Consider the following 19,388-nt stretch of genomic DNA (forward strand, 5'->3'; position numbering starts at 1 on the left):
GCGGGGAATGAAAATAACATCGATAAGCTAAATCGACACAACATCTAACTGGAGTACCACCATGGCTAACTATTTCAACACCTTGAACCTGCGTCAGCAGTTGGCGCAATTGGGCAAGTGTCGTTTCATGGCTCGCGACGAATTTGCGGATGAAGCCGGCTACCTGAAAGGCAAAAAAGTGGTGATCGTCGGCTGTGGCGCACAGGGCCTGAACCAGGGGCTGAACATGCGTGACTCGGGCCTGGACGTTGCCTATGCCCTGCGCAAAGAAGCCATCGACGAGAAGCGACCTTCATGGCGTAAAGCGACCGAGAATGGCTTCAAAGTCGGCACCTACGAAGATCTGATCCCGCAGGCGGACCTGGTGGTTAACCTGACGCCGGACAAACAGCACACCTCAGTGGTTCGCGCAGTTCAGCCGCTGATGAAAGACGGCGCGGCGCTGGGCTACTCCCATGGCTTCAACATCGTTGAAGTGGGCGAACAGGTACGTAAAGACATCACCGTAGTGATGGTGGCGCCGAAATGCCCGGGCACCGAAGTGCGCGAAGAATACAAACGCGGTTTCGGCGTGCCGACCCTGATTGCGGTTCACCCGGAAAACGACCCGAAAGGCGAAGGCATGGCGATCGCCAAGGCCTGGGCAGCAGCGACTGGCGGCCACCGTGCCGGCGTGCTGGAGTCCTCCTTCGTTGCCGAAGTGAAATCTGACCTGATGGGTGAGCAAACCATTCTGTGCGGCATGTTGCAGGCGGGTTCGCTGCTGTGCTTCGACAAATTGGTTGCTGAAGGCACCGAGCCGGCTTACGCCGAGAAACTGATTCAGTTCGGTTGGGAAACCATCACCGAAGCGCTGAAGCAGGGCGGCATCACCCTGATGATGGATCGTCTGTCCAACCCGGCCAAGCTGCGTGCTTATGCGCTGTCCGAACAACTGAAAGAGATCATGGCGCCGCTGTTCCAGAAACACATGGACGACATCATCTCCGGCGCCTTCTCCAGCGGCATGATGGCCGACTGGGCAGAAGACGACGTAAAACTGCTGAACTGGCGTGAAGAGACCGGCAAATCGGCATTCGAGAATGCGCCGCAGTTCGAAGGCAAAATCAGCGAGCAGGAATACTTTGATAACGGCGTGCTGATGGTCGCTATGGTGAAAGCAGGCGTTGAGCTGGCGTTCGAAACCATGGTTGACGCAGGCATCATCGAAGAATCCGCTTACTACGAATCACTGCACGAGCTGCCGCTGATCGCCAACACCATCGCGCGCAAGCGTCTGTATGAAATGAACGTGGTTATCTCTGATACCGCTGAATACGGCAACTACCTGTTCGCTAACGCCGCAGTGCCGTTGCTGAAAGAGTTTATGACGACTCTGCAGGCAGGCGATTTGGGTAAATCCGTGGCCGGTACTTCCGTGGACAACGCGCAACTGCGTGACGTGAACGAAGCGGTGCGCAATCACCCAATCGAATCCGTTGGCCGCAAACTGCGTGGTTATATGACTGATATGAAACGTATCGCGGTAGCAGGCTAAATACCCGTCGTCTTTCAAGCTGTCGCGTTGTTATTTCAGCGACTAAGGGCTTAGCATATTAAGCCCATTAAAAAGGCCAGCATCGTTGCTGGCCTTTCGCATTTTTGGAGATCAGGCATTACTGCGGCATTGCCTCCCGCGGGATGATGGCTCCACGATATTGGATAACCGTGCTGGCAGTCAGGTGGCCACGCTGTGCCGCCTGTACCGCGTCGCCGCCGGTTAAACGTACCGCCAGGTATCCGGCGCTGAAGGAGTCCCCTGCGGCGGTGGTATCCACCACCTTCTCTTTCGGCAGCTGCACCGCCGGAATCTCAAGCTCGGTGCCTTCGGCGCTGAATACCAGGCAGGCGTCTGCGCCGCGTTTGATCACAATCTCCGTTACACCCAATGCCTGCGTGCGGCGGACCACCTGTTCCACCGGTTGTTTGCCCCACAGCAGGTCTTCATCGTCCAGGGTCAGGAAGGCGATGTCGGTGCAGGCCAGCACATCGCGATAAACCTGTTGGGTTTCCTCGCGGTTCTGCCACAGGCGCGGCCGATAGTTATTATCGAAAATCACCTTCCCGCCGTTGGCGCGGCACTGGCGCAGCAACGCCAGCAATCGGGTGCGGCTGGCTGGGTTGAGAATGGCCACGCTGATACCGCTGAGGTACAGATAATCGAAATGGGCCAGATGCTCGCACAGGCTTTCCGCCTGGGGCCCTTCCAGCCAGTAGCGTGCGGCGGCGTCGTTGCGCCAGTAATAGAAGGTGCGCTCGCCGGTATCATCGGTTTCGATCACATACAACCCCGGCAGCTTGTTTTCCAGCCGTTGGATCAAATCGGTTTTAACCTTTTCCTGTTGCCAGGCCTGCAGCATTTCCTGGCTGAAGCTATCGGTGCCGAGGGCGGTGACGTAATGCACCTGCAGCGCGGTTTCCGGCACCTGGCGGGCGATGTAAACGGCGGTGTTTAAGGTATCGCCGCCAAATCCGCGGCTGAGCTCCGCGCCTTTTTGCGACAGTTCAATCATGCATTCGCCGATCACGGCAAGATTCTGGGTGGTCATAGTCAACGGCCCTGGCTGGAAGAAAAAACAAAGGGATGCGCAACGCCTTCAGTCTCAACGCAAGGGCGGGGGGAGTCAATAAAAATAAAACATCGTTTTAATTAATTTATGATCGCTATCGGGAAATGGAAAAGTTTCCCGATAGCGAAGCGTGCCGCCGGCCGTTATTTCGCGGCTGCGCGCAGGTCGGTGACGCTGTGGCCGCCGATGCCCCAATTGTCGGTTTCTACTTCATCAATGACCACCACGGTGGTCGCCGGGTTTTTCCCTAGCGTATCCACCAACAGTTGCGTCACGCCGGCGATCAGCTGTTTCTTTTGCTCCGGCGTCGCGCCTTCGCGGGTAATTTTGATATTTACGTAGGGCATGTCTTTTCCTCTGTTATTGATCTGTTATCAATGTAAAAGGCTTTCGCTATCGCTTAAAGTTTTATCGCATCTTGCCGATAAACTAAGAGCAGCACTACCGCAGCCTGAGCGTTTTCATTCTCCTTCGATGGCGATAGTACCCATGACAACCAAGACGAACTCTGGTCTGCTGGCGCCATTCCTTGCCGTCTGCATGCGCGTAAAAACGCAACGTTACTGGCGACAATGTCGGCGTTTGTACACCTTTCAGCCTATCTACCGCACCTCCGGCGCTTTGCTGGCGATAGAGCTGTTAACGGTGGTGTATCACCCCAGCGCGCCGGACAAGCCGCAATCGCCGGAGCGCTATTTTGCCGCCCTCGACGTTAGCTCGCGCCTGCGGATCATTCAGGAACAACTCAGCTTCCTGCAAGGCTGGCAGCCGCATCTTATCCGCCATGCGTTGATGGTGTCGGTCAATATCGACGGTATTGCGCTGCAGGCGTTGCAGCGACATGCTGAGTTGCAAAGGCAGATTACCGCGATGCCCTATCTGCGCTTTGAGCTGGTGGAGCATGCCGGGATGGCGCTGAGCTGTCCGTTGCAGCAAATTACGGGGGCGGAGCGGTTGTGGCTGGATGATTTCGGCAGCGGCTTGGCGAACTTCTGTGCCATCAGTACCTGGCGTTACCAATACATTAAAGTGGCGCGTGAGTTATTCACCCTGCTGAAGCAGACGGAAGACGGCATCGAGTTGCTTTTCACCCTGATCAAAATAATGAACCAGTTCAGCGAAGGGGTGATCGTCGAAGGGGTGGAGACCGAGCAGGAATGGCTGCTGGTGCAGCGTTCCGGCGCATTGGCTGCGCAGGGCTACTACCTTTCCCGCCCGGCCCGTTTTGAAACGCTGCAAACCTTGCCGATGTTGTTTTCCTCGCCGCCCGCCTGACTCTCTGCCTGCCTAAAGCGTGAACTCTCGCCTATCCTCGGCTAGGCTTGGTAAAGCCTGCTTATCAATTTTAGTGGCAGATTACCGTGTTCAGGGAGCCGATATGACAAGAACGGGAAAAGCTTTCAGCTGGGTTGGCGGCATCGTGCTGCTGGTGATTGCCGCGCTGGTGATCTTTGTGATGACCTTCGACTGGAACCGCCTTAAACCGACCATCAATGACAAGATGTCTGCCGAGTTGCAGCGGCCGTTTGCGATCCGCGGCGAGCTGGGCGTGGACTGGGCGCGTGAGAAAGATGAGGGGGGCTGGCGTGCCTGGGTGCCGTGGCCGCACATTCATGCCGAAGACATTGTGCTGGGCAATCCCAAAAATATTCCCGGCGACAGCATGGTCCAACTGCAACGCGTCGATGCCAGCATCGCGCCGCTGGCGCTGCTCGGCAAAGAGGTGTTGATTCCGCGTATCTGGCTGAAACAGCCGAACGCCACCTTGCAACGGCTGGCGAACGGCGACAATAACTGGACCTTCAACCTGGCCGGCGATCCCAAACAACCGACGTCCGACTGGTCGGTGAATATTCATGACGTCGTCTTCGATCGCGGTCAGATTGATGTTAAAGACGCCACGCTGAAGGCAGATTTCCGTGCGCTGATTGACCCGCTTGGCAAGCCGCTGCCGTTCAGCGAGGTCACAGGAAAAAAAGACGCCGGCAGTGCGATCACCCCCGACTATGTTTTTGGCTGGAAGGTGAAGGGCAAATACAACGGCGAGCCGCTGTCGGGCAGCGGCAAGATGGGCGGCATGCTGTCGCTGCAGAATGCCGAGGTGCCTTTCCCGCTGCAAGCCGACGTGCGCTCCGGCGCAGCCCGGGTGGTGGTGGCCGGCACGCTGTCCGATCCGATGAACCTGGGCGGGTTGGATCTGCGGGTAAAATTATCCGGCGATAGCCTGGGCAATCTGTATGGCCTGACTGGCGTTTTGCTGCCGAATACCCCACCGTACTCTACCGATGGGCACCTGATCGCACGGTTGCACGAGAAAGGCGGCGCGGTGTTCCAGTACCAGAAGTTCGACGGCAAAATCGGCGACAGCGATATCCACGGCAATTTGAAATATGTCGCCAGTAAACCTCGGCCCAAACTGAGCGGTGAAGTGCTGTCGAAACAGCTGCGCCTGGCCGATCTGGCGCCGTTGATTGGTGCGGATTCCAATACGGAAAAAGCCGGTCGTGGGGAGAAGAGCCGTCAGCCTGCCGACAAGGTGTTACCGGTTGAGAAATTTGACACCAAAAGCTGGAACCTGATGGATGCGGACGTGAAATTTACCGCGAAACGCATCGAGCGCGGCAATTCGCTGCCGCTGAGCGATCTCTCTACCCATTTGCAGTTGGATAACGGTGTGATCCTGATGGATCCGTTGCGATTCGGCGTGGCCGGCGGCAACCTCAACGCCACCCTTCGTCTGGACGGCGGTAAAAACCCGATGCAGGGCCGGGTGGATATGCATGCGCGTAAATTCCAGCTTCAGCAACTTCTGCCGAACGTGGCGTCGATGAAGCGCAGCCTGGGGCAGATGAACGGGGATGCCAAACTGACCGGCAGCGGTAATTCGGTGGCCGAGCTGTTGGCAACCAGCAGCGGCGAACTGCGCATGGTGGTTAACAACGGCGTGATCAGCCGCGGACTGATGGAGATCCTCGGGCTGAATGTGGGCAATTATCTGGTCGCGAAGCTGTTTGGTGACGATGTCGTGGGCATCAACTGTGCGGCGGCGGATGTCGGTATTCGCAATGGCGTCGCCGCGCCGCGGCTGTTCGTGTTTGACACCGAGAACGCCATTATCAATATCAGCGGCGACGCCAATTTGGCCAGCGAGCGGCTGGATTTGTCCATCGATCCGGAAAGCAAGGGGATGCGTGTGCTGACGCTGCGTTCACCCTTGTATGTGAAAGGGACCTTCAAGAACCCGGATGCCGGCGTTAAAGCCGGCCCGCTGATTGCGCGCGGTGCGGCTGCGGTGGCGCTGGGCGTGGTGCTGACGCCGGCGGCAGCCTTGCTGGCGTTGGTTTCCCCGAGCGAAGGCGGCGATGAAAACCAATGCGGGCAAATCCTGCAAAAGATGAAGCAAAAGAAATGATCTCTGTGGCCCGTCAAGCGGGCCATCTTTAATTCAGCACCCGGCAGTCGTGATCCTGAATTTCTTCCGCCGAGGCCAGAGTAAAGGGCAGCAGGCTGCGTTCGGTGGCCAGCAGCAGGAAGTCGCCACCTGGGAGTGCGGTCATCGCCAGGCCAAAGCTGCCCATGCGGCCATTGGCGCGTGGGATGCCCTCGGCCAGCAGGCGGAAAGCACCTTGCCTGGCCAATTCGTCAGGCGCGACCCGGCGCACCAGATAATCGTGACCCAGCAGGCCACCGGGCAGCGGTTGCCATTGCTCGGTGTAATCCGCCGCAAACTGCGCCAACTGCGTTTTTACCGCCGGCAGCAGGCAGGAAATATGAATGTGCAGCTGATTCTGGCTGCGGCCATACTCGGAATTAATCGCCAGCGAAATATCAGCGTCATCTATCTCTTTGCCATATTTATCTGCCATAAAATGGCGCGCCGCCCAGGCTTGCGCAAAGAAGTTCGGGGTGGTGGCTTCCAGCACCGTCGGGCTTTCAATACCGGTAATTTTAGCGCTTGGCATCAACAGATATTGCAGCGGCCCGTTGCGATCCTTAAACACGACAAAACCGGCCTGTGTGTCAACCTGTGCGCAGGGTGCCGGGTTATTGTGCGCCTGCTGGTTGGGCAAGCACTGTTGGCTGACGATGCGCCAAAGCGCGTCCGGATGGGATGATTTCAGCCCGAACCAGGCACCCAATGCAAGGGCGGCAACGATCAGGGGAACAAGGTACCAATACAGCCTGCGGCGCAGAGACATCATCGATTTCCGTTCAACGGGAGGAGCGCACAGCATAGTCCGAATTTATGACAGGAGACAAAGCGGGAAGTGCGGCCCCGCCGGGGGGGCCGCAAAACAAGGGTTACAGCGACATATCCCGGGTCTCTTTCATCAGCAGCAAGGCGATCAGCGTGAGGCTGGCCATCGCTGCCAGATACAGACCGACGTAGAACAGACCGTAGTGGGTTGCCAGCCAGGTGGCGATATAAGGCGCCACGGCGGCCCCGAGGATTGACGCCACGTTGTAGGAGAACGACGCGCCGGTATAACGCACTTCGGTCGGGAACAGCTCCGGCAGCAGCGCCCCCATCGGGCCGAAGGTCAGGCCCATGATGCTCAGACCGCACAGCAGGAAGCCCATCACCAGCACCTGATTGCCGGAGCCCAACAGGCTTGGGAACAGGAAGGCGAAAGCGATCATCAGCAGGGTAATGGCGATCATGGTCTTGCGGCGGCCAAAGGCATCCGCCAACAGGCCGGCAATCGGCACCATCACGCCAAAACCGATTACCGCCACCATCAGCATCCACAGGAAGGTATTGCGTGAGTAGCCTAACCCCAGCGGCTGCGCCGTGGTGCCGTAGGTCATCGAGTAAACCGTCATCAGGTAGAACAGGGTATAGGTCGCCAGCATGATGAAGGTACCGAGTATGGTCGCCTTCCAATGCTTGCTCAGCAGGGTGCCGAGCGGGATTTTTACCTGTTTGCCGGCTTTCGCCACCTTGGCGAATACCGGGGTTTCATGCAGCGATACGCGGACATACAGGCCGATCAGCACCAGAGCTGCGGACAGGATAAACGGCACGCGCCAGCCCCATTCCATAAACTGTTGGTCTGTCAGCAGCCAGGAGAGCAGCAGGAAGGTCCCGTTGGCGAAGAAGAAGCCGATAGGCGCACCCAATTGCGGGAATGAACCGTACAGCGCGCGCTTTCTAGCAGGAGCATTCTCGGTAGCCAGCAAAGCCGCGCCGCCCCATTCACCGCCCAGACCAAGCCCTTGGCCAAAACGCGCCAGCGCCAGCAGGAGCGGTGCAAAGATGCCAATGGTGTCGTAGCTCGGCAGCAGGCCGATCAGCACGGTAGAAATTCCCATGGTGAGCAGCGAGGCGACCAGCGTCACCTTGCGGCCCACGCGATCGCCGAAGTGACCGAACAGCGCCGAACCAATCGGGCGTGCAATAAAGGCGACGGCGAAGGTGGCCAGCGATTGCAACGTGGCCGTGGTCGGGTCGCCCTGCGGGAAGAAGATATGCGGGAAGACGATCACTGCGGCGGTGGCGTAAATATAGAAATCGAAAAACTCGATGGCGGTACCGACCAGCGAGGCGACAATCACTTTTCCGCGTGAGTTTACCGGTGTTGACGCCTCGTCGGCGTCCAGAGTTGGTGCGATGGATGCTTGCATAGTGTTTCTTATTTTTTGAATTTGTAAAAATCCATCTTAGTCATAGCAAAATGCCTTTTCAATGATGAAACTTTGTACAATACCGTCATTAACCGGTTAAAAAGCTTAATGTTTCAGTACTGTAACTCCCTTTAGGTTTTAACGTTGCAAAATGAATAATATACAGATTTAATTGCTGTAAAAATCGTAAAGAAAAGTTAGCCGGTAGTTTGTTATGCTGGTTTTTAGACGGCTAAAGGTTTGGTTTTGGTGGTGTGTGCTGGGTTTTTAGTGTTATCTCAGAATAAAACACCGGCCATCGAATGATGGCCGGTATGATTGCATTGCTTCAGGGGGCAGGCTGCTCGGATGTCGGCAGGGTTTTATCTTCTTTATACTGCGCGGTGGCGATCCAGGCGGCGCAGAACAGCGTCAGGCGGGCAAAGAAATAGAAGAACGCCATCAACCCAATCACCGATCCAAAGGCGGCGCCGGAAGGGGATTTTGCCACCTGCGGCAGCGTCATGGTCATCACAAACTTAATCACTTCGAAGCCGATGGCGGCGAGCAGCGTCCCGCGCAGCAACGCCTTTTTCTTTGGCTTATGGCGTGGCAGCATCCAGAAGATCCACAGGAACAGCAGGTAGTTGGCGAGAATGGAGATCGACAACGCAATCAGCGTCATCGCCGGGCGCAGCCATTCTATGCCTTCCAGATCCAATGCGCTGACGATGGCCGCCTGTGCCGAACCGGCGATGGAGGTCAGCGTCAGGGTAATGATCAGCGCCACCACCAGGCCGGTTAGCGAGATAAAGTCGCGGGTATATTTGAAATAGAGCTTTTCCTGATCCTGCGGATTACGCTCCCACACGTCACGCGACTGCGCCCGGATCGCCTCGCGCAGATTGCCCATCCAACTGATCCCCGAATACAGCGCCAGCGCCAGGCCTGTCAGCCCCACCGTAGTGCGCTGCTGAATGGCGGTATTAACGGTATTTTTCAGCGTGCTGGCCAGCGTAGGATCGCTAATGCTGCCGACAATTTTATTGATCAACCCGGCCAGCAGGTCAGGATTGGACGCCAGCACAAAGCCGACGGCGGCGAACGACACCATCAGAATCGGAATCAGCGAGAGAAACGAAAAATAGGTGATGGCGGCACCGAATTGGCTGCCCAGACGATCGTTAAAGCGCTCGGTGGCGCGCAGCAGATGAGCGATGCTGGGCCAGGCCTGGATGCGCTCGACCAGCCGTGAAAAACCGGAAATGTGCCGGTCAATTTTTCCGTGGCCGGTTTTGATACCGATCAGGGGTTTTTGCGGCGTTTCACTGTGGGGCTGACGGGGTTCTTTATCTGATCCTGTAGGCATTACGTCACGATTTCCTTAACGATAAATATACCCGTCATACTTCAACTTGCATGTACGTTGGCTGCCTTCACTTACCCGAATCACTTACTGAAGTAAGCTCGCCGGGATTCGTTCAGTTGCCGCCTTCCTGCAACTCGAATTATTTAGGGTAGAGGCTGTCTCAGCCTTGATTATAGCCAAAATGCCCGCCGATTGGCCGTCGGGGCGGCAAGCGAGCAATTTGTGAGCTTATCGCGTTGCCCTGCCGGGTGAAATCTTCTTGCTCGCCGATAGGTAAAATTCTCATATCAACCGCGCTGCCAGCGCGGCCTTTTTCATTCGCCGACCGCCAATTTTTATCTATTTCATCACCAAGAAAGCGTTTACTCATGAGGTGGCGCTGCGGGGGTTCAACCGCAGCGTTGCTGCAGCCGTAGGGGCTGGAACGGTTTCAACTGTTATCAATAGAGAAAATGGAAGGCTATATGAAATTACTAAATCATCCCACCTGTCGTCCGTTCACCGAAGCGGGCACTTTGACACAGATTTCCGCCTACTATGAGGAAGAGCGGCACATCATGTGGATGCTGCTGCGCGCCGAGCCGCGGCCTTGCTTCAATCAGGCGCTGATCGAGGACATCATGACGTTGGCGCAGGCGGCGAAAGAGTCGTCGCTGCAGTTTGATTTTTGGGTGACCGGTTCGCTGGTGCCGAACATGTTCAACGTCGGCGGCGATCTGCAATTCTTTGCCGAAGCGATTAAAAACCGCAAACGTGAAGCGATGATGGCTTACGCGCGCGCCTGCATTGATTGTGTGCACGCGGCGGCGCGCGGGTTCGATACCGGGGCGGTTAGCATTGCGATGGTGGAGGGCAGCGCGCTGGGCGGGGGGTTTGAAGCGGCGCTGGCGCACCATTTCGTTCTGGCGCAGAACAATGCGCGCATGGGCTTCCCGGAAATTGCCTTCAATCTGTTCCCCGGCATGGGCGGTTATTCGCTGGTGGCGCGCAAAGCGGGCATGCGCTTGGCCGAGGAGCTTATCTGGAGCGGCGAGTCGCACACCGCCGAATGGTTTGAAAGCCGCGGCCTGGTCGATCAACTTTTCCAGCCCGGTGACGCCTATATAGCCACCCGTACCTTTATCGATACCATCCGGCCCAAGCTGAACGGCATGCGCGCCATGCTGCGCGCTCGCCAGAGGGTATTGCAGCTTACGCGTTCGGAGTTGATGGACATCACCGAAGATTGGGTGCATTCGGCTTTCACTATCGAGGAGAAAGACCGCGCCTATATTGAACGTTTGGTCATGCTGCAGGATCGTCATACGCTGAACCTGCGCCGTGCCGGCTAATGCAAACCTGCCCGCATCACGCTGAGGGGGGTGACGGGCAATAAGACCGCAGCCAATGTTCCAGCTGTTCCGGGAGCATTGGCCGCGCAAACAGGAACCCCTGTTTCTCGTCCACGCCAACCTCATCCAGGAACCTGTTCTCGCTTTCTGTCTCAACGCCTTCGGCGATCACCCGGAATTTCAGCGCCTCGGCCGCCGCGACGATGGCGCGCACCAGCGATTGCGAAACCGGATTGAAATTCACGCCGCGCACAAAGCTTTTATCCAACTTAATGGCATCCAGCGGGATACGCGCCAGCTGCGCCAGCGAGGAGTACCCGGTGCCAAAATCATCGAGATGAACTTGCGCGCCCAGTTCTCGCAGCCGGGTGATGACCGCGCGTGCGCGTCTCTCATCCTCAATCAGGCTGCTTTCCGTCAGTTCGAAGTCCAGCAGGCACGGCGTCAACTTGTTGTGCTGCAACACGTTGATAAGATCTTCCACGATGGAATCATCGACCAACTGCCGTGCGGAAAGATTTACGGCGACCCGCAGCGCCAGCCCTTGCTGTTGCCACTGGGCGGCCTGTTTGGCCGCAGTCTGCAGCACCCATCGGCCGAGCGGGCCTATCAGCCCGGATTCTTCAGCGTAAGAGATAAACTGTAACGGCGGGATCAGACCGCGTTCGGGCGAGTCCCAACGTACCAGGGCTTCCACGCTGTGCACCATGCCGCTGAGCGCATCGATTTTCGGTTGGTAATAAACCACCAGTTGATTTTGCTCCAGACCCTTGCGCAGGTTGGTGTCCAGCCACATATATTCGGCGACGCGTTTGTTCATTTCCGGCGAGAATACGGTAAAGGTGCGTTTGCCGCGCTCTTTGGCGACGTACATGGCGGTGTCGGCGCTGCGGATCAGGCCGTCGAGATCGTTACCGTGTTCCGGGCACAGCGCGATGCCAATCGAACAACCGGTATAGACTTCGATAAGGCCGATGCGGAAGGGCGTTTTCAATCGATCGATAATACGCTGGGCCAGCTGTTGCAGCACCTCGCGGTCGGCCTGTTGGGCCAGCACCAGGAATTCATCGCCCCCAAGACGGGCCAGAACCTGATCGGGCTCCAGACAGCCGAGCACCGCCAGCGATACTTCAACCAGCAAACGGTCGCCGAACATATGCCCGTAGGCGTCGTTCACCTTTTTGAAATTATCGAGATCGAGGTACACCAGCCCAACGTTGCTGTCACCGCGCTCCGCGATAGCCTGGATGATTTTGTCCTGAATGGCGTTGCGGTTGGGCAGGCCGGTGATGATATCGGTATTGGCCAGCACCCGCAGGCGTTCCTGGGCGCGGCGTTCTTCGGTGATGTCCGTACCGGAACAAATCAGGAAGACTTCGTTTTTCCCGCTACCGCTGTGGACGAATTTGTTGCGGAACAAAAACAGCCGCTCGCCTTTTACCGTTTTGACCCAACGTTCCACCTCGTAGGACGAACCATTACGGAAAAAACCGGCGATATTTCGCCGCGAGGCCGCCGCTTCTTCCGGGCTCATAAACAGCTGAAAGACGTTTTTGCCAATGACATCATGTTCATGCAGGCCGGTGTATTCTTCGCTCAAACGGTTGAAGCGTTGGATGCGGCCATGCTGATCGACAATCACGATCACCGAATTGGCTTCGGATACCACCTGCTCGGCAAAGGAAAGCCCATGCACCAGGTCACGGGCGACCGACTTGGTGTCGCTGAAAGCGGAGGCGGTGCCGGCCCATTCCAGTTTGTTGATCCGGCGGCCCACCAGATGCAAATGTATCGGCTCGCCGACCAGCGAAATAGAGATATCCAGGCTGGCGGTAATGCCGCTCAGACGCCGTATTTTTGCCGCCTGTATGGCGCTGAGCGCCACGGCCATATGGGCTTTGCCTTTGACTGCGGACAGCTCCAGGGCATTGCTGTCGAATGCCAGCCGCCAGTAGGGGCTGCCGGTGCCAAAGTGGGCGTTCAGGAGCATAGGGCCTTGGTCTGCGAACATGATGATTCCTCAAAAGGGCACGACAGCCAGGTTTCCGCAATGAGCGTAGCCGCAGTTTTCAGGCTCGGTAGCGGCCGCAGTGCACGTATCTCCATCATATAACACGTTTTTCACGGGCGGGCATGGGTGATGAAACTATTATATAAGCAATAATTAGTTTTGCTGTGTAAATGTCCCACTGTTGCCGGTTGCTTTGAGTGTAAGAGAAAAATCTTCAATCAAGGGACATTCGTACGATTTTTGCGCATTGGATACCGCCATATTGTTGAAGGGCGGTTGTACTGGATGAGGCTAAATTATAATAAAGGCTGCGGGCGTCAGGAATAACCCCATTGAGGTGAATTTTAATTTTCTCAGGCAATCAAAATTTCCGGACCCTAGACACTATCTCCATAATTTACTCAAAGTTGTCGAATAAACCTGTTTTGGGTTTTAAAAAATTTACACAGCATCGCATTACTCTATGTTTAACGGCCTACTATTATCCCCGACGAACGAAAGAAGAGCCTGTTCACGTACAGCGCTCCTGATGAAGAATAATTTTAAGGAAATGATTATGCGTAAACTGACCGCTTTATTTGTAGCTTCTACTCTGGCGCTGGGCTCTGCTTCCATGGCCTTCGCTGCGGACACCACGGCGGCGCCGGCAACTGCTGCGGATGCCGCCCCGATGAAAATGATGCACCATAAAGGCGAAGGTAAAGGCGGGCCGTTTGCCGGCCTGAACCTGACTGAACAGCAGCGCCAGCAAATGCGCGACATCATGAAAGAATCACACCAGAATCGCGGTGCGGGCGTAAAAGAGGAGCGTCAGGCGTTGCACAACCTGGTGGCTAGCGACAGCTTCGATGAAGCAAAAGCGAAATCCCAAATTGATGCCATCAGCAAAGCGCAGTCCGAACATATGCTGGAACGCGCCAAAGCGGAAAATAAAATGTATAACCTGCTGACCCCTGAGCAGAAAAAACAATACAATGAGAATTATCAGAAACGCGAACAGAAAATGATGGACCACATGAATAAAATGAAATCGAAAATGACGACCGAACAGTAATAGCGTCATGGGGTAAATAAAAAGGGCCAGATTATTCATCTGGCCCTTTTGTTTATCTCACTTCAACTTACCTTCCCGTTAAACAACGGGTTTCCCTTGGTATTGCGTGCGAGTGAGTGAGTTTCCTGTCAATCCCGGTTAATTTTTTTAAATTGACGAGTGGTTTCGGTTAACGCTAGTTCCGTAGGCAGACGCTCCATGGAGCTGGCACCGTAGAAGCCATCCACCAAAGGACAGCGCCGCATGATATATGAGGCATCTTCAGGCGTGGCTATTGGACCTCCGTGACAAAGGACGATCACGTCTTCGCGGATCCGTTTGGCAGCCTGGGCCCAATCGTTAATCAGCGGGACGCAATCGGCCAGGGTCAGAGCCGTTTCTGCGCCAATGCTGCCGCCGGTAGTCAGCCCCATGTGCGGCACTATGATATCGGCACCTGCCTCAGTCATCGCTACCGCATCTTGTGCATTGAAAACATAAGGTGTGGTCAGCAGATCTTTTTCATGCGCCAGACGAATCATGTCCACCTCCAGCGCATATCCCATACCGGTTTCCTCCAGATTGGCGCGGAAGTTGCCGTCAATAAGACCCACCGTTGGAAAGTTCTGCACCCCGGCGAAGCCCGTGTTCTTAATCTCATCAAGAAACTTGTCAAAATGGCAGAAAGGATCCGTACCATTAACTCCAGCCAAAACAGGAGTGTGTTTGACCACGGGCAAGACTTCTTTGGCCATATCCATGACGATTTCGTTTGCGTTGCCATAGGCCAGCAAACCTGCCAGGGAGCCTCGACCCGCCATGCGATAGCGGCCCGAGTTATAAATGACTATCAGATCGATGCCGCCGGCCTCTTCGCATTTGGCTGAGAGCCCGGTGCCGGCACCTCCGCCAATGATAGGTTCACGGCGGGCAATCATTTCCCTGAATTTAGTAAGTAGCTCCTGTCGGGTATGTTTGGCCATTTTTAACTCCAATCAATAAGTACGAGATATCTCCCTAAACTGTTGCACGGCGATGTCGGCAAAGCGGGGATCGTTGATGTTATAAGGGGTTCTGATCAGACGGTGTTTTTCCGTGGGTCGCCATGTCATTTCCAGCGCGTTGACGAAGGCTGCCAAAGCTTCGGGATCCCAGAATGCTTGCCCAGGGGCATCGAGAGCGGAAACGCCACCTTCAGGGATCAGGAAGCGAACCTCCCCGGTACATGTATTCAGCTTTTCACCAATCCAACGACCCATTTGGGCATTTTCTTCTGGCGTAGTCCGTATCAGAGTCACTTGGGCATTATGGTTATAGAACTGACGCTCAGCATAACGAGCGGGGATGGTGTCTGGGTGGCCAAAGTTAATCATATCGAGGGCACCGCAAGACATGACACAAGGAATGCCGGTATGGGCTATCGCATTGAAGCGATCTTCGTTACAGGCCAACACGCCACCAAACAGGTAGTCGCAGACTTCAGTAGTAGTTAAATCGAATACGCCATTTAACAGGTGGCTATAAACCAGCTTTTCCATCGCCCTGCCGCCGCTGCCGGTTGCATGGAATACCAGACAATCCCATTCCTTTTCAATTGCGGCTGTCACCTCCTGAATGCAAGGAGTAGTGACACCAAACATGGTGAGCCCAACGGCAGGTTTACTGTCGGTATCTGCCGGAGTGGCAAAGCGAACGGCGCCGGCGATTTGATGGGCGGCATTTCCTAAAACGATACGGGAAATGCGGTTGAGACCAGCTACGTCTGTAACCGAATACAACATGCCAATATCACTTGCACCAACATAGCTGGAGGTATCACCGGATGCCATGGTCGAAACCATTAGCTTTGGCAAGCCAATGGGTAATTGCTGCATGGCGGGTGTAATCAATGCAGTACCGCCGGAACCGCCGAGGCCAAGTAAGGCTGCAACATCCTGACGTGAAAGCATAAAGCGCTCAAAAGCGATGGACATGGCGGCAATCGCTTTACCGCGATCCCCGCAGAATACCGCGTTTTCGCCTTCTGGGTGGTAGCTGGCGACGGTGGCGGCGGAAATATCGGCAGGGTAGCGGGCCGGAACGTGATGGGTGGATAAATCAATGGTTAGCGTGGGTAACCCGATATCGGCGATAAGGCTGCGGACATAGGCCAATTCTTGCCCTTTCGTATCCGCCGTTGTCGCAATATAGATCATCCCTTGATTATTGTTCATTAGCCTGTTCCTGAATGATAGGTTCGGATGGCCGCCACGCTATATTAATTATAATTTAATAAGTTAACTCAATTGAATCCCTGGTGTTGACTAATGTTACTGAGCGTAGTCGGTGAATTCATCATCATAATGAGACGGCTGTATCATTTGTGCAAGAGGTTTGCGCACAAAAATGAGATTGACGTCTCATATGATGAAAGAAAGGAAAAATTAACGCCTTTTCCTGCGTGGCGCAGCGTTAGCCAAGTTTGTTACAGTGGTGTTTATTCGCCTGAGCTATTGTTCTGGCAAGCGTTATCTTGGTGAAAGAGGTCGCCGTGCCATTAAATGTATCCCTAAATCTGACCCATACTCGAGCAAGAACCCGTAAGCTGTTACTTGACAGTGCAATGGTGTTGTTTGACGGTGGGACTTTTCCCTCAATTACCGAACTGGCCCTGCATGCTCAGGTTTCGCGTGCTACGGCTTATCGCTATTTTCCTACGCAGAGTGCGTTAGTCGCTGCCGTGGTTGCGGAGAGTTTGGGGCCTATTCTGGAGTGGCAACCAACGGACAATGACGCTCGGGTGCGCATTCAACAGTTGCTGAGTTTTGCTTATCCACAGATGGAGCAACATGAAGGTGCTTTGCGTGCCGCATTGCAACTTTCGCTCCAGCAATGGGCCGAGGCGCGTTCCAGTACCATTAAGCCGATAGAAAAGCTGGTACGCGGCAACCGCAAACGTCTGCTGAAGCTGGCGGTAGAACCGTTACAGGATAAACTGCCGCCAGAGGCGTTACAGAGGGTGATTCATTCTTTTTCACTGATTTATGGTTCGGAAGTTTTTCTGGTACTGAAAGATATTTGGGGTTTGGATCTCGGCGGCATTCAGGATGTGACGCAGTGGATGGCGAAGGCCATTATTCGGCAGGCCGAAGAAGATGCGATGAACAGCAGAAAACCGTTAGCATGATAATCCAATTTTCAACGTTCTTCTCTGTTAAAACCAGCACATTTCACTGAGTAAATATCGGCAATTCTTATAACTTAAAGTGATAAGAGGGGCCGGCAAGCTATTTTTAATAGGCCTAAGGGGAAATAACTCTTGGCCTTTTTGTTTTTATATTATTCATATTTATCATTGGATTATATTTTTATCCACCGCAATTAAAACGCTCTCTCCGGCCATTTATGGTCATTTGAAATCCTTATGCATCCCCTCTCTTTGACATAACGTTTATCGGTCCCAATCAGGCGTCCTCGCTATTGACCCATTAGGCGTGCTTGAGATTGTTGTGCTTTATTTATTTGGTGTTACGAAACTGTTACACAAAAAAACCAATAAAACATTTGCAAACAACAAGGGATGGTATCTGGGATGGAAAGTAAACGTAGAGGAGTCAAGCCTGTTCAGGCGGCCTTTGGCTGGCCTGAAATTGGCGTGAATCGTGCGCAATGGAGCGCAGTGCTTTTATGTCTGGCGGCGATCGGCGGAGCGCAGGCCACACCCTATGTCGAGAGCGGCAGGCAGGGCGATCCGGGCAGTTGGCGCAGTAATGAATTCAACGCTGAATGGGGCCTGGGGGCGATCCATGCAGAGCAGGCCTACGCCGCCGGTTATACTGGAAAAGGCGTTAAGCTCGGTATTTTCGATCAGCCGGTGTATGCCCAACATCCGGAATTCGCCAGCCCGGGCAAGGTGATCAACCTGGTCACGACCGGCATCCGCGAGTACACCGATCCTTACATCCCGGTGAAGAAAGGCGACGCATTCCGTTATGACGGCACGCCGAGCGTGGATTCCGACGGCACGCTCGGCTCACATGGCACCCATGTGGGCGGTATCGCAGCCGGCAACCGCGATGGCGGCGAAATGCACGGCGTGGCGTTCAATGCGCAAATCATCAGCGCGGAAAACGGTGACCCGGGGCCGGAAGACGGCATCATTCTCGGCAACGACGGCGCGGTATACCAAGCCGGTTGGGATGCGCTGATCGCCAGCGGTGCGCGCATCATCAATAACAGTTGGGGTATCGGCATCACCGAGAAGTTCGATGAAGGTGGCAAGGATCCGGCTTACCCCCACTTCACGCTCGCCGACGCGCAGAAACAGTTCGATCAAATCAAACAGATATTGGGCACCAAAGCCGGCGGTGCCTATCAGGGCGCTATCGATGCGGCACGCAGCGGCATCGTCACCATTTTTGCCGCAGGCAATGACTACAACCTGAATAACCCGGATGCGATGGCCGGCCTGGCCTATTTCGTGCCGGAGATTGCCCCCAACTGGCTTTCCGTCGCCAGCCTGCAAGATCCGAACAATAGCGGCGATTACAGTATCAGCACCTTCTCTTCACGTTGCGGTTATACCGCCAGCTTCTGCGTTGCCGCGCCGGGCAGCAAAGTCTACAGCTCGATCATCGAAGGCAACAGCCTGGAGAATCTGACCACGGGTTACGCCAAATACAGCGGCACCTCGATGGCGGCTCCGCACGTGGCCGGCAGCATTGCGGTGCTGATGGAGCGCTTCCCGTACATGACCGGCGCACAGGTCGCTTCGGTACTGAAGACCACCACCGTCGATATGGGCGCGCCGGGTATCGATGCGCTGTTTGGCTGGGGGATGATCGATCTGGGCAAAGCGATTCGCGGTCCGGGCATGTTCGTCACGGAACAGGACATTCCGGAGGAATTTCGCGTCAGTGGTGCCTATGGTCCCGAGCAGTTTGTGGTGAATCTGCCGGGCATCGGCGCGGTACTGGACAAGGGCAAACCGACCGAACGGGTGTGTGACGATATTCACTGCGGGCTGGACGTCTGGAGCAATGCTATCTCAGGCCACGGCGGCCTGACCAAGCAGGGTATTGGTACCTTGGTGCTGACCGGGGCCAACACCTACGCCGGCCCGACGCTGATTAACGAGGGTCTGCTGGCGATCAACGGTTCGGTCACCTCGGCGGTGACGGTGCAGAACGCCGGTATTCTGGGCGGCTCCGGCAGCGTCGGTGCGTTGACCGCCCGCCGTGGCGGCACCGTGGCACCGGGCAATTCGATCGGCACGCTCAACGTGGCCAACAACGTCAGCTTCGAACCGGGTTCGCGCTATGCGGTGGAAGTGGCGCCGAACGGCCAGAGCGATCGGATCCACAGCGGCGGATCGGCGACGATCGGCGGCGGTGAGGTGGCGGTCTCGCTGGAGAGTAGCCCTAATTTGCTATCGCAAAGCGAAGTGCGCAGC

At 55.5% G+C, this 19,388-nt stretch carries 16 protein-coding genes; 7 read left to right on the forward strand and 9 right to left on the reverse strand.

Annotated features, from left to right (window positions below; all coding sequences use genetic code 11):
* Nucleotides 1-61: 61 nt before the first annotated feature.
* Complete coding sequence (ilvC, locus tag ACUTQW_RS24630; protein WP_004951700.1) at nt 62-1,537, forward strand: ketol-acid reductoisomerase; 1,476 nt, start codon at nt 62-64, stop codon at nt 1,535-1,537.
* 118 nt (nt 1,538-1,655) lie between these two features.
* Here the strand turns inward: ilvC and ACUTQW_RS24635 are convergent, their stop codons facing one another.
* Complete coding sequence (locus ACUTQW_RS24635) at nt 1,656-2,588, reverse strand: sugar kinase (RefSeq protein WP_006328774.1); 933 nt, start codon at nt 2,586-2,588, stop codon at nt 1,656-1,658.
* A 164-nt stretch (nt 2,589-2,752) separates the two neighbouring features.
* Nucleotides 2,753-2,956 carry a 2-hydroxymuconate tautomerase family protein gene (locus ACUTQW_RS24640; RefSeq protein ID WP_004951695.1) on the reverse strand — a complete coding sequence of 68 codons (204 nt, stop codon included), beginning with the start codon at nt 2,954-2,956 and terminating at the stop codon, nt 2,753-2,755.
* Nucleotides 2,957-3,098: 142 nt separating this feature from the next.
* On the opposite strand from ACUTQW_RS24640, the gene pdeH reads away from it, so the two are divergent.
* Nucleotides 3,099-3,884, forward strand: a complete 786-nt coding sequence (gene pdeH, locus ACUTQW_RS24645; RefSeq protein ID WP_006328773.1) for a cyclic-guanylate-specific phosphodiesterase — start codon at nt 3,099-3,101, stop codon at nt 3,882-3,884.
* Nucleotides 3,885-3,987: 103 nt separating this feature from the next.
* Nucleotides 3,988-6,021: an AsmA family protein gene (locus tag ACUTQW_RS24650; protein ID WP_006328772.1), complete on the forward strand. Its 2,034-nt coding sequence runs from the start codon at nt 3,988-3,990 to the stop codon at nt 6,019-6,021.
* A gap of 28 nt (nt 6,022-6,049) precedes the next feature.
* On the opposite strand, the gene ACUTQW_RS24655 is transcribed toward ACUTQW_RS24650, so the two are convergent.
* From ACUTQW_RS24655 to ACUTQW_RS24670, 4 genes are all read right to left on the reverse strand, one after another.
* Nucleotides 6,050-6,811 (reverse strand): CDP-diacylglycerol diphosphatase, encoded by a 762-nt coding sequence (locus tag ACUTQW_RS24655; protein WP_006328771.1) that lies wholly within the window; start codon nt 6,809-6,811, stop codon nt 6,050-6,052.
* 100 nt (nt 6,812-6,911) lie between these two features.
* The gene (locus ACUTQW_RS24660) at nt 6,912-8,234 is read right to left on the reverse strand and encodes an MFS transporter (protein ID WP_020439981.1); all 1,323 of its coding nucleotides are present in this window, start codon (nt 8,232-8,234) and stop codon (nt 6,912-6,914) included.
* 328 nt (nt 8,235-8,562) lie between these two features.
* The gene (yhjD, locus tag ACUTQW_RS24665; RefSeq protein WP_020439980.1) at nt 8,563-9,582 is read right to left on the reverse strand and encodes an inner membrane protein YhjD; all 1,020 of its coding nucleotides are present in this window, start codon (nt 9,580-9,582) and stop codon (nt 8,563-8,565) included.
* A 160-nt stretch (nt 9,583-9,742) separates the two neighbouring features.
* Nucleotides 9,743-9,952: a hypothetical protein gene (locus tag ACUTQW_RS24670; RefSeq protein ID WP_006328760.1), complete on the reverse strand. Its 210-nt coding sequence runs from the start codon at nt 9,950-9,952 to the stop codon at nt 9,743-9,745.
* Between the two features lie 94 nt (nt 9,953-10,046).
* Here ACUTQW_RS24670 and ACUTQW_RS24675 point away from each other — a divergent pair, with 94 nt between their 5' ends.
* Nucleotides 10,047-10,913, forward strand: coding sequence for a crotonase/enoyl-CoA hydratase family protein (locus ACUTQW_RS24675; protein ID WP_006328758.1), 867 nt, complete (start codon nt 10,047-10,049; stop codon nt 10,911-10,913).
* Between the two features lie 16 nt (nt 10,914-10,929).
* Here ACUTQW_RS24675 and pdeR read toward each other — a convergent pair whose 3' ends face one another.
* Complete coding sequence (gene pdeR, locus ACUTQW_RS24680) at nt 10,930-12,924, reverse strand: cyclic di-GMP phosphodiesterase (RefSeq protein ID WP_006328756.1); 1,995 nt, start codon at nt 12,922-12,924, stop codon at nt 10,930-10,932.
* A gap of 556 nt (nt 12,925-13,480) precedes the next feature.
* Between pdeR and spy the strand changes: the two genes are divergently transcribed.
* Nucleotides 13,481-13,978 (forward strand): ATP-independent periplasmic protein-refolding chaperone Spy, encoded by a 498-nt coding sequence (gene spy / locus ACUTQW_RS24685; RefSeq protein ID WP_004951675.1) that lies wholly within the window; start codon nt 13,481-13,483, stop codon nt 13,976-13,978.
* Between the two features lie 128 nt (nt 13,979-14,106).
* Here spy and ACUTQW_RS24690 read toward each other — a convergent pair whose 3' ends face one another.
* Together ACUTQW_RS24690 and ACUTQW_RS24695 are read right to left on the reverse strand one after the other, a co-directional pair.
* Nucleotides 14,107-14,940: a phosphoenolpyruvate hydrolase family protein gene (locus tag ACUTQW_RS24690; RefSeq protein ID WP_006328747.1), complete on the reverse strand. Its 834-nt coding sequence runs from the start codon at nt 14,938-14,940 to the stop codon at nt 14,107-14,109.
* Between the two features lie 12 nt (nt 14,941-14,952).
* The gene (locus tag ACUTQW_RS24695) at nt 14,953-16,170 is read right to left on the reverse strand and encodes a Tm-1-like ATP-binding domain-containing protein (RefSeq protein ID WP_445654998.1); all 1,218 of its coding nucleotides are present in this window, start codon (nt 16,168-16,170) and stop codon (nt 14,953-14,955) included.
* A 389-nt stretch (nt 16,171-16,559) separates the two neighbouring features.
* Here ACUTQW_RS24695 and ACUTQW_RS24700 point away from each other — a divergent pair, with 389 nt between their 5' ends.
* Nucleotides 16,560-17,123, forward strand: coding sequence for a TetR/AcrR family transcriptional regulator (locus ACUTQW_RS24700; protein WP_006328745.1), 564 nt, complete (start codon nt 16,560-16,562; stop codon nt 17,121-17,123).
* 405 nt (nt 17,124-17,528) lie between these two features.
* A partial coding sequence (locus ACUTQW_RS24705; RefSeq protein WP_445654999.1) for a S8 family serine peptidase occupies nt 17,529-19,388 on the forward strand: 1,860 nt, incomplete at its 3' end.

This window comes from Serratia sp. TSA_7 (genome assembly GCF_052692135.1).

Excerpts from the sequence above, each read along its gene's own strand:
- ACUTQW_RS24635 (WP_006328774.1), bottom strand. The coding sequence starts at position 2,588 with ATGACCACCCAGAATCTTGCCGTGATCGGCGAATGCATGATTGAACTG.
- ACUTQW_RS24660 (WP_020439981.1), bottom strand. The coding sequence starts at position 8,234 with ATGCAAGCATCCATCGCACCAACTCTGGACGCCGACGAGGCGTCAACA.
- ACUTQW_RS24650 (WP_006328772.1), top strand. The coding sequence starts at position 3,988 with ATGACAAGAACGGGAAAAGCTTTCAGCTGGGTTGGCGGCATCGTGCTG.
- ACUTQW_RS24640 (WP_004951695.1), bottom strand. The coding sequence starts at position 2,956 with ATGCCCTACGTAAATATCAAAATTACCCGCGAAGGCGCGACGCCGGAG.
- ACUTQW_RS24700 (WP_006328745.1), top strand. The coding sequence starts at position 16,560 with ATGGTGTTGTTTGACGGTGGGACTTTTCCCTCAATTACCGAACTGGCC.
- pdeR (WP_006328756.1), bottom strand. The coding sequence starts at position 12,924 with ATGTTCGCAGACCAAGGCCCTATGCTCCTGAACGCCCACTTTGGCACC.
- ACUTQW_RS24675 (WP_006328758.1), top strand. The coding sequence starts at position 10,047 with ATGAAATTACTAAATCATCCCACCTGTCGTCCGTTCACCGAAGCGGGC.
- ACUTQW_RS24655 (WP_006328771.1), bottom strand. The coding sequence starts at position 6,811 with ATGATGTCTCTGCGCCGCAGGCTGTATTGGTACCTTGTTCCCCTGATC.
- pdeH (WP_006328773.1), top strand. The coding sequence starts at position 3,099 with ATGACAACCAAGACGAACTCTGGTCTGCTGGCGCCATTCCTTGCCGTC.
- ACUTQW_RS24670 (WP_006328760.1), bottom strand. The coding sequence starts at position 9,952 with ATGAGTAAACGCTTTCTTGGTGATGAAATAGATAAAAATTGGCGGTCG.
- yhjD (WP_020439980.1), bottom strand. The coding sequence starts at position 9,582 with ATGCCTACAGGATCAGATAAAGAACCCCGTCAGCCCCACAGTGAAACG.
- ilvC (WP_004951700.1), top strand. The coding sequence starts at position 62 with ATGGCTAACTATTTCAACACCTTGAACCTGCGTCAGCAGTTGGCGCAA.
- spy (WP_004951675.1), top strand. The coding sequence starts at position 13,481 with ATGCGTAAACTGACCGCTTTATTTGTAGCTTCTACTCTGGCGCTGGGC.
- ACUTQW_RS24690 (WP_006328747.1), bottom strand. The coding sequence starts at position 14,940 with ATGGCCAAACATACCCGACAGGAGCTACTTACTAAATTCAGGGAAATG.
- ACUTQW_RS24695 (WP_445654998.1), bottom strand. The coding sequence starts at position 16,170 with ATGAACAATAATCAAGGGATGATCTATATTGCGACAACGGCGGATACG.